Source organism: Synechococcus sp. MU1611 (assembly GCF_020514255.1).
GTDB lineage: Bacteria > Cyanobacteriota > Cyanobacteriia > PCC-6307 > Cyanobiaceae > Parasynechococcus.
The window spans coordinates 175,881-182,686 of the sequence record NZ_VTLC01000005.1 but is presented as its reverse complement, the minus strand read 5'-3'; the positions used below and the strand labels follow the sequence as shown (position 1 = coordinate 182,686).

Annotated in this window: 9 protein-coding genes; 1 reads left to right on the top strand and 8 read right to left on the bottom strand. The window is 58.5% G+C overall.

Going from position 1 to position 6,806, the window contains the following annotated elements:
• The 8 genes from FZZ92_RS11130 to FZZ92_RS11095 all read right to left on the bottom strand — a co-directional run.
• A partial coding sequence (locus tag FZZ92_RS11130; RefSeq protein WP_226423235.1) for a tetratricopeptide repeat protein occupies positions 1–807 on the bottom strand: 807 nt, incomplete at its 3' end.
• Positions 808–865: 58 nt separating this feature from the next.
• The gene (locus FZZ92_RS11125; RefSeq protein ID WP_226423234.1) at positions 866–2,266 is read right to left on the bottom strand and encodes a phosphatidylserine/phosphatidylglycerophosphate/cardiolipin synthase family protein; all 1,401 of its coding nucleotides are present in this window, start codon (positions 2,264–2,266) and stop codon (positions 866–868) included.
• A 39-nt stretch (positions 2,267–2,305) separates the two neighbouring features.
• Positions 2,306–2,512: a hypothetical protein gene (locus tag FZZ92_RS11120; RefSeq protein WP_226423233.1), complete on the bottom strand. Its 207-nt coding sequence runs from the start codon at positions 2,510–2,512 to the stop codon at positions 2,306–2,308.
• A complete protein-coding gene (locus FZZ92_RS11115) occupies positions 2,503–3,582 on the bottom strand; it encodes a DUF4912 domain-containing protein (protein WP_166017719.1) in 1,080 nt (359 codons plus the stop codon). The genes FZZ92_RS11120 and FZZ92_RS11115 overlap by 10 nt, the downstream gene beginning before the upstream one ends.
• A gap of 184 nt (positions 3,583–3,766) precedes the next feature.
• Entirely contained in the window at positions 3,767–4,555 is a 789-nt protein-coding gene (locus FZZ92_RS11110) for a phycobilisome rod-core linker polypeptide (RefSeq protein WP_166017720.1), read from the bottom strand.
• A gap of 90 nt (positions 4,556–4,645) precedes the next feature.
• Positions 4,646–5,245 carry a phycobiliprotein lyase gene (locus FZZ92_RS11105; protein WP_226398633.1) on the bottom strand — a complete coding sequence of 200 codons (600 nt, stop codon included), beginning with the start codon at positions 5,243–5,245 and terminating at the stop codon, positions 4,646–4,648.
• Between the two features lie 62 nt (positions 5,246–5,307).
• Entirely contained in the window at positions 5,308–5,646 is a 339-nt protein-coding gene (locus FZZ92_RS11100; protein WP_166017722.1) for a hypothetical protein, read from the bottom strand.
• A complete protein-coding gene (locus FZZ92_RS11095; RefSeq protein WP_226398632.1) occupies positions 5,646–6,290 on the bottom strand; it encodes a metalloregulator ArsR/SmtB family transcription factor in 645 nt (214 codons plus the stop codon). Before FZZ92_RS11095 ends, FZZ92_RS11100 begins: the two co-directional genes overlap by 1 nt.
• Positions 6,291–6,448: 158 nt before the next feature.
• Here FZZ92_RS11095 and FZZ92_RS11090 point away from each other — a divergent pair, with 158 nt between their 5' ends.
• Positions 6,449–6,805 (top strand): ferredoxin-thioredoxin reductase catalytic domain-containing protein, encoded by a 357-nt coding sequence (locus FZZ92_RS11090; protein ID WP_115022527.1) that lies wholly within the window; start codon positions 6,449–6,451, stop codon positions 6,803–6,805.
• Position 6,806: the final 1 nt, after the last annotated feature.

Sequence of the window (6,806 nt, the reverse complement as noted above, 5' to 3'; positions counted from 1 at the left end):
GATGCCGCCCAGGTTCATGTGGGCAGTGGGGTTATCAGGATTGAGCTCGAGTGATTTGAGAGTGGAGGCAAGAGCCTGATCAAGGTTGCCGAGGTCTTTGTAGATGCCGCCCAGGTTCATGTGGGCAGTGGGGTTATCAGGATTGAGCTCGAGTGATTTGAGAGTGGAGGCAAGAGCCTGATCAAGGTTGCCGAGATCTTTGTGGATGCCGCCCAGGTTCATGTGGGCAGTGGGGTTATCAGGATTGAGCTCGAGTGATTTGAGAGTGGAGGCAAGAGCCTGATCAAGGTTGCCGAGGTCTTTGTAGATGCCGCCCAGGTTCATGTGGGCATCAACAAGGCTTGGACTAAGTCTTATTGCTTTTAGCGTTGCCTCAAGGGCGTTGTCTAGATCACCAGCTTGCCATTTTAGGTATCCATTTCTTTCGAGATACCTGCTGTTCTCGGGTGAGATATGTACTGCTTTATCTGATAATATGATAGCTCGTTCTGGATCGTTTTCTTTTAGCAAGCCTGAATAGTTGTGAAGAATGTCTGAATTGTCTTGGCTAATATCTGTTGATCTTTTGAATAGCTTTAAGGCTCTTTCGTTGTTGCCTAGTGCTTTCTCGATTGTTGCCAAGAATCCGAGGGCAAAGCTATTCGCGTGATCTGCTTGTAATGTTTTTTCTAGAGCAATCTTTGCGCCTTCTAGGTCCCCTTGTTGGTATTTGATGATTGATTGTTTGATTGCTTCTTCTGTTTGTGATCTGCTCGAACCTTGCTTTATGCTTTTTTTGTGTTTTTGAGGTTTCCCAAAGCCAGCCATCAGGTGCTCAGTTTGTGAGACATCCTAAGTCGACTATACGCGACTTCTCAAGCCACTCTCAGTCTCTCTCCACCCCGTCCTCGCATCGAATCTTTTGACGATCCAGCTTGCGTTGTAGTCGTGATGTGACCCCGAGCTCAGCACTTCGCCACATCCGGTTCATCTCTCGGGTGAAGTGAGCAGCGAGTTTGGGTGAGTGAATCACCAGCAGGGTTTCGTCGTTGGTGTGGGCAGCAGAGGGCGACCAATTGAAGGATCCAGTGATCACTTTGCGGTTATCGATCACCGCGAACTTGTGATGGAGCTTGTCGCTACGCGCAACACGGGGGGTGCCGACGCCTTGAAGTGCTTGCTCCAGCGGCTGATTATCCGCTTCTACCTTGCAGGTGTGATCTGGAAGGGTGACCCCCAGCAGATCGAGCACCTCAGAGAAGGGGCGGCTCGCAAACCCAGGATCGGCGACCAGCCTGATTTCAACGCCTTGTTCGACCTTCTCCCGCAGCACGTTGGTGAGTTGCTGCGCGGAGAACACAAACAGGGCCATATCAAGGCTCTTTTTTGCGGCTTTCAGTCGCTTTGCCAACAGGTTCAGCCCGTGATTTGCATCTCTTTTCGGATGGGGGGAGAACAGCACATCCACTTGGGTGTCACTGATCTGCACGGTCTGCATGCCTTCTTTTGCTTTCTGCAGGCCAAAGCGACTGTCCTGTTCGCCACCGGGGCCATCCCCCCACATCTGGGTGAATTCCTTGCGGAATACCAATGCGAGCTCAGGGCTGTGGAACCGCAGCAGGTGATTCACGTTGCCGCGGCTGGATGGCCGGCCAGCATCACCGTGCAGGCCGGAACTGGTGAGATTGGCGCTGCCCGTAATCACCGTTGCTTGATCGATCACCAGAAATTTGTGGTGCATCAAACCGCTGCCGCTGCTCCCGTCTTCGGTGTCGTCAAGCAGTGGAATCTGCGCGGCTTGAAGGAGCGCCACAGCATCACCGCGGAAGGCTTCTTCCGGACTCGTGCTGCCATCGCCATTGCTATCAGCCAGTCGGTTCAACTGATGCCAACGCTGTCGATCCCGTTGGTTTAATCGGCTGGGTCGTTGTTCGCTCCAGGCTTGGCTGTAGTTGTTCTCCAGCACCACGGCAACGTGAACGCCTCGCTGTTGTGCTGCGATCAGCGCTTGGGCAACCTTCGGAAGACTGAGCTCTTGAACGGCCAACAGCACCTCCTCGTGGGCGGCATTAATGGCTGCAATCAGCCATGCCTCCATGTCGTCACCATTGCGCCAGTCGCCTGTTAGGGGTGAGCGGTAGCGCGATCTGGCGTTGTGGTTGAAGACCACATCGATCTGCTCGGGCATCGCCAGATCTGCCGGAGCTGTGCCTACCACCGATCCCGCTTGGCTGCAGCCACTGCAGAGAAGAGCCGCTGCCATCCATCCCAGCTTGCTCTTCAGCATCGAGACCAAGACCTTGCCTTGATCAGAGTTCCCCCGTCTTCAGTGGGGCATCTCCGATGTCTTCAGCATCGCAATAAACCAGAGTCCGCTCAACACGAGGGCGACTCCCACACCAGCTCCGATGCTGACGCGTGCCATCACCAAAGGCACCACCAACGGAAAAACCATCGCCCCCGCGAGGGGGGTGATGGCCACGAACCAGCGCAAGGACGCTGGTGCTTTGGAATCGGAAGGGTTCAGAACCACTCGGCGCGGGCTTCGCTGGCGGGGTTGCTGTTGTCTTCAGGGGTCTCACGCTTGAAATTGAGCGTGATGTTGCGCTTCTGCTCTCCATCAGAGGCTGTGGCCTCGATGGCATACATCTGCTCACCATCCCGGAAGGGGACCTGAATCCGGAAGGTGCCATCGGTGGAGAGAGGAACCTCCTCGCCTCCGATGGTGAGGCGGGCCGAAGGGTCGGTGGCGCCGTACACGATCAGTTCGGCGTCGGCCACCAGCCAGAAGGAGCGTTGGCGAGGTGCCACGCCACCCAGGCCGGACTCGTTGCGGCCGCTGGCCCAGAGACCAACACCAGAGTCGTTCAACCCGGTGCTTTCGCCAGAGGTATCGAAACCTTCCTGGAATTCTTCGGAGCCGACCCGGCGCCGGCGGAATTGAACAGTCGCGCTTTGGTAGAGCCGCTCGTGTAGCCCACTGTTGCTCGACTCACTTGGTGAGACGGGAGTCGTCGTTGTTGCTGGTGCTGCTGGGGCAGCATCGAGGCTGAAGGGAACGAACTGGTCAAGAATCTGTTCGCTGGGGTGGAGAGCAGGAACGCGCGCCACCGAAGAGAAGGCCAGAGACATCCAGGTCGTGCCGATGCGGTAACCCAGTTCGACGCGGTAATCCCGGTCGCAGAGAGGTACAGGCAGGTACCACTCGGTGCTGTGGCTGTCGACCGGCACTTCCTGGAGAGTATGTGGATGTGCGTTGCCGTCCTGCATGCCGGTGACGTCAGACAGGCGGAGGCAAAGACGGCTGGCTCCATCCTTCTGGGCAACCTTGCGATCGGCTTCCGAGATTTCCCAGAACACGTAGGCCCATTGGGGATCACGGGGCAGAAACACAACGCGGGTGTCGCTCGTGCTCACGGCCGGTGCGTTGAGCTCCGCTTCGATGGCTTTCAGGTCTCCACCGCGCTTTTGCTGACGCTGGGCAACTTCGTCGACAAGTGTCTCTTTGCTCTTGCGGCTGTAGAGCGGCACTCCCAGATCACTGGCGATCTGACGCAGTTGACGAAGGGTGAGACGTGCCAGTGATGACAGTGTTTGAGACACGTCTAAAAACTCCAGGTTTCGTTTGGGATCATTGTGATCCGAAAAATTCCTTTTCGAGCCGGCAATGGCCCAAGGGTCAGTGGATCCTGACCACTTGTTGGGCTCCGATCCCGGGGATCACTGTCTCTCACACAAAAAAAGCGGGGCTTCAGCCCCGCTTTTTTGATTGTGCTTGGCTCCGGACTCAGCGGCCGAGGGTGCGATAAGGAACCTTTGCCAGGTAGTCGATGTCGGCACTGGTGCTCCCACCCACCCGACGTGGACTGCCGATTTCGCTGACCCAGGCCATGTAGTCCTGAGGGGAACCACCCTTCCGGATCTTTGCGCGTTCCGGCAATTTCTTGGCAGGACCACCGGTGAAGATGAGCTGAGGGAAGCCCAGGATTCCGCGGTAGTACTCGTCGTAGCGAGGGGTGGTGATGTTGAAGGGAGTGTCACCGAGCTCGCGGCCGGGAAGCACACGGTTCCGCTGGTAGGGAACAGTGTCGTAGCCGAAGGTGTCGAGGTATTCGGTGCTGTCGAGGAGAACGTCAACCAGGCCCTCGAGACCCTTGGTCGCAATCACGATCGACCAAGACAGCTCCTCGCCTTTCCCGTTGACTTTGCGACCAAGGATCCGCTCGCAAAGGTGGCGGACAACCTTGTAGTTGCTGTTGAAGCCGTAGAAGGTGCGCTTGAAGGTGTCGGAGAGCACCAGGCCGCGGATGAAATCACGAACGGTGATTTGGCCATCCTTGAGCTGGGACTCAAGGTTGACGTCCCGATCTGTCTCGAAGGCGTGGAAAAAGATTTGGCGGTAGCCGCTCTCAACCACCGTGTCGAAGTTGTCCCGGTCGTCGGCAATCTCAATGGAGTAGGCCCTCGATCCTTCCTCGGAGCCAACGCGAATGTTTGGAACACCACTCCTGAGGGAGTTCTGGGTGATCGGTGCGTACTCCAGAAGAGGAATGGCCACGCGAGCTACAACATCCACTGTCCGGGATCGTAGAAGTGCTCGGTCTTGCCCCCTTCAGCAGGTGTTGCAGCGATTACATGCCGTAATACTTCTTCTAAGTATTTCTGCTTACCAGCCGAAGGGGGCGAGGCCTGCTGCGCTGATGGCAGTTTGAGCGCTATGGCTGGACTCCGGCGCGTCATCCAGCTGCCTGGTCTCCATGCAGAAGGAGGCGTTGTTGGAGAGCCCCTGAACCGTGCTGGTGCGCAGCCGCAGGTTCGGTCCCGCGAACCAGAAGCGCTCGAGGGAGCTCATCATTTCGTAATCGGTGGTGAGGATTAGGCCGTTTTCCTCGTCCATGCGGAACTGGCCGGCTACCGGCGCTTTTTCGGCGTAGCCGCGATCCCGCAGCAATAGTCCGCGTCGCCCCGTCTCGTCCTCGGGGATCAGTCCGAACATGGTCTGGTCTTCGTGGGATTCACCTGCGCGGTCCCAGGCCATTGATCCGCTCCAGCGCACCCAGCAGCCGCCGACGATTCGCTCAACGCTCTCGTTGTTGCGCTCGGCGATCTCCGCGAGTCGCTCGTCTCCCTTCAGCAGTTCCTCCACGACGATGAAGGAGGCTCCGGCTTCGGCTCGGCGATGCAGCAGATGATGCTGGCTGCGCTGCGAAGTCCACCGGCCACAGCTCAGGCGAAAGAAGCTGAGGGCGTCCGAGATATCAAGCATCGCCCGCGTTAAACAGATGAATTGATGATGGCAGCTCGTCGACGACTGTCACGACAGCCATGTCAGCCACGGCAGCGGGCTTCGGCGGAGTTGATCAGATCGTCGAGGGTCAGCGCCAAGGGTGGCTTGCCCAGCTCAATCGCCAGCTGATCGAGCTGGTCGGCGGCCGCCCTGAGCTGCTCAAGCAGGGTCTCGAGAAAGGCGGGGTCGTCCGCAACGACAGGTTGCTGCCTGCACCAGAGGCGCTGTTGGTCTTCGTCGGGGATCGCGCCTGTGGCCTCGCGTTCTGCCATCGCCTGAAAGCTGTCCAGACAGTGGCTTAGAACCCGCAGGTGATGCCGATCCAGCTGTGGCAGCAAGGTGGCATCGATCTGTTCAATCGTCGCCCGGTCGATGGCCATCAGCCCTCGGCAAGTGGAGTGATCCGGAAGCCGCAGGCGTGACCTCCCTCGAGCCGCCAATGCACGCGTTCGACTCGACAGTCCGGCACGGTCTGCCGGATCAGTAGTAATTCTTGGTCGCATACCGCAGGAAATTCCTCGGCGATGCGTTGCACCGAACAGTGGGCCTCTTCGAGTCGCCAGCTGACGCCGTCGTCGTCTCTGCTGCAAACGGTGACGTAGCCCTCGTCGCGCCGCAGCCGTGCCAGATGTTCGAGGCGAGCCTCAAGGGAGGCATTGCCCAGGCTTTCTCGGTATTGGCTGGCTTTCGACTCGGCCTGCTGGTTCAGCAGCTGACGCACGGTCGCTTCGGGCAGATGGCTGCGCATCGAATCCAGTAGCCCCAGGGCGAAGCGGTCACTGCCGTCTGGAAACTGGGCCCGTCCCTGGTCGGTGAGACACCAGCGGTTACTGGGACGCCCTGGGCCGCTGGAGTTGCTGCTGGCGCACACCAAGCCACTTTCGGCAAGAGAGCGCAGGTGCCGGCGCATGGCCTGCACGGAAATGCCCACGGTGCCGGCCAGATTGCCAGCGTCTTCCTCTCCGCGCTCCATCAGCAGGGAGAGCACGGCGTCGCGGGTGCTGGCAGGAGCCGAGGCGCTCATGAAGAAGCCAAACCTTCCCACACGATGCCATCGAATTGCCTCGGAATGTCGGCCGGGTTGCAGGTCACAATGGGAAGCCCGCTGACCGGAGGCCTGTTGGCCTAGGCTTCCGATAAGGAAACCGCGGGGTTTCGTAATTCGCCGCTCCCTCCACTTCCATGTCCGACGCCCCTCAAGAGCCGACAGCAGAAAGCCTGGAGGTGATCCGCAAGTTCGCTCAAACCTATGCGCAGCGGACAGGCACCTATTTCTGTGCTGATCCCAGTGTCACCGCTGTTGTTCTGAAAGGTCTCGCGCGTCACAAGGACGACCTGGGAGGCGCTCTGTGCCCATGCCGGCACTACGACGACAAAGAGGCCGAGGTCTCCCAGGCCTTTTGGAACTGCCCCTGTGTTCCGATGCGTGAACGCAAGGAATGCCACTGCATGCTCTTCCTCACTGAGGACAATCCTTTCGCCTGCCCTGACAAGACGCAGTCCATCTCCACTGAAACGATTAACGCCACCGTCGGCTGAA